Below are 2,772 nucleotides of genomic sequence, written 5' to 3'. Positions count from 1 at the left end.
TTCCCAAAACAGTTGACAGAAAGGGTTCGGGGTTGCTACATTAATAAAGCGGTCGGAAGAGCAAGCGAAAGTGAAGCGACACCGAAGCGCACCGAACCTAGAAAAGATAATAGTTTGAAAGCGAAGTAAACACAAGTACCTCGTCAAAAAAATCAGTGAATTGAACTTTAGTTCAATCACGAAGACGAAGTTGGAAGGAAACGATAAGTTTCCAATAGCCAAAAAAACAAACTCGAAAACACAATGGAGAGTTTGATCCTGGCTCAGGATGAACGCTGGCGGTCTGCTTAACACATGCAAGTCGAACGGGAATCTTCGGATTCTAGTGGCGGACGGGTGAGTAACGCGTGAGAATCTGCCTTCAGGACGGGGATAACAGTTGGAAACGACTGCTAAGACCGGATGTGCCGAGAGGTGAAATATTTATAGCCTGAAGATGAGCTCGCGTCCGATTAGCTAGTTGGTAAGGTAAAAGCGTACCAAGGCGACGATCGGTAGCTGGTCTGAGAGGACGATCAGCCACACTGGGACTGAGACACGGCCCAGACTCCTACGGGAGGCAGCAGTGGGGAATTTTCCGCAATGGGCGAAAGCCTGACGGAGCAAGACCGCGTGGGGGAGGAAGGTTCTTGGATTGTAAACCCCTTTTCTCAGGGAAGAACAAAATGACGGTACCTGAGGAATCAGCATCGGCTAACTCCGTGCCAGCAGCCGCGGTAATACGGAGGATGCAAGCGTTATCCGGAATAATTGGGCGTAAAGCGTCCGTAGGTGGCTGTTCAAGTCTGCCGTTAAAGACCGGGGCTTAACCCTGGAAAGGCGGTGGAAACTGAACGGCTAGAGTGCAGTAGGGGTAGAGGGAATTCCCAGTGTAGCGGTGAAATGCGTAGAGATTGGGAAGAACACCGGTGGCGAAAGCGCTCTGCTGGACTGCAACTGACACTGAGGGACGAAAGCTAGGGGAGCGAATGGGATTAGATACCCCAGTAGTCCTAGCCGTAAACGATGGATACTAGGTGTGGCCTGTATCGACCCGGGCCGCGCCGTAGCTAACGCGTTAAGTATCCCGCCTGGGGAGTACGCACGCAAGTGTGAAACTCAAAGGAATTGACGGGGGCCCGCACAAGCGGTGGAGTATGTGGTTTAATTCGATGCAACGCGAAGAACCTTACCAGGACTTGACATGTCCGGAATCCACTGGAAACAGAGGAGTGCCTTCGGGAACCGGAACACAGGTGGTGCATGGCTGTCGTCAGCTCGTGTCGTGAGATGTTGGGTTAAGTCCCGCAACGAGCGCAACCCTCGTCCTTAGTTGCCATCATTCAGTTGGGCACTTTAGGGAGACTGCCGGTGACAAACCGGAGGAAGGTGGGGATGACGTCAAGTCAGCATGCCCCTTACGTCCTGGGCTACACACGTACTACAATGCTACGGACAAAGGGCAGCAAGTTAGCAATGACAAGCAAATCCCATAAACCGTGGCTCAGTTCAGATCGCAGGCTGCAACTCGCCTGCGTGAAGGCGGAATCGCTAGTAATCGCCGGTCAGCATACGGCGGTGAATCCGTTCCCGGGCCTTGTACACACCGCCCGTCACACCATGGGAGTTGGCCACGCCCGAAGTCGTTACCCTAACCGCTTGCGGAGGGGGACGCCGAAGGCAGGGCTGATGACTGGGGTGAAGTCGTAACAAGGTAGCCGTACCGGAAGGTGTGGCTGGATCACCTCCTTTTAAGGGAGACCGAACCTCTGAAAACCGATGAAGTCGGTCACAGAAGGTCATCCCAGGTCGTCGAGGTCGTGGAAACAACAGCTTTCAAACTATTAACGGTTCGGGTTCATGGGCTATTAGCTCAGGTGGTTAGAGCGCACCCCTGATAAGGGTGAGGTCCCTGGTTCGAGTCCAGGATGGCCCACCTAAAATCAAGTTGATGAATTGACTTGAAAAGTAAGGGGGTAGAGCTTAAGTTGAGGAAGCACTTAGAGTGACTAACCTCCACCTAGAGCAAGTAAGCCAAAAACCGAAACCGGAAAAGAAGCTAGCATCGGCTCTGAAACCTCAAAAAAGGTCAGAGAGAATGCTGGAAATCTTATTCCAGCCAAAGAACCTTGAAAACTGCATAGTAACGTTAGAAAGCAGGAAAAACGAGACGTCCAATCGTAGAAGGCGTCCGTATCATCCAAGCAAAAGAAGAATGTGGTCAAGCTACAAAGAGCTTATGGTGGATCCCTCGGCACACAGAGGCGATGAAGGACGTGGCGACCGACGAAACGCTCCGGGGAGCTGGAAGCAAGCAATGAGCCGGAGATATCCGAATGGGGCAACCCCAAAGAACTAACTGCTGAATCAATAGGCAGTAAAGAGCCAACCCAGTGAACTGAAACATCTTAGTAGCTGGAGGAAAAGAAATCAAAAGAGATTCCCTGAGTAGTGGTGAGCGAAACGGGAAGAGCCTAAACCATCAAGCATGCTTGATGGGGTAGTGGGACAGCAAGGTGGGACTCGAGAAGTTAGACAAAGCAACTGAAAACTGCACCAGAGAAGGTAAAAGTCCTGTAGTCGAAAACTTCAAAAGCCCTAGCTGAATCCCGAGTAGCACGGGGCACGTGAAATCCCGTGTGAATCAGCCGAGACCACTCGGTAAGGCTAAATACTACTGTGTGACCAATAGTGAACCAGTACCGCGAGGGAAAGGTGAAAAGAACCCCGGGAGGGGAGTGAAATAGAACGTGAAACCGTAAGCTTACAAGCAATGGAAGCTCGATTGAACGA

At 51.5% G+C, this 2,772-nt stretch carries 1 tRNA gene and 2 rRNA genes (1 of these 3 running past the window's edge); all 3 read left to right on the top strand.

Annotated elements, in window-relative coordinates:
- Positions 1-240 precede the first annotated feature (240 nt).
- Positions 241-1,731, top strand: a 16S ribosomal RNA gene (locus tag H6H02_RS26545).
- A 110-nt stretch (positions 1,732-1,841) separates the two neighbouring features.
- Positions 1,842-1,915: transfer RNA gene (locus H6H02_RS26540), tRNA-Ile, on the top strand.
- 283 nt (positions 1,916-2,198) lie between these two features.
- Positions 2,199-2,772 (top strand): 23S ribosomal RNA (locus H6H02_RS26535) (it continues 2,316 nt past the right edge of the window).
- Together the 16S and 23S rRNA genes with 1 tRNA gene alongside form the textbook arrangement of a ribosomal RNA operon.

It is taken from the genome of Coleofasciculus sp. FACHB-1120, from assembly GCF_014698845.1.
Taxonomy (GTDB): Bacteria; Cyanobacteriota; Cyanobacteriia; order Cyanobacteriales; family FACHB-T130; genus FACHB-T130.
The sequence above is the reverse complement of the archived record's forward strand: the minus strand, read 5'-3'. Positions and strand labels throughout refer to the sequence as shown.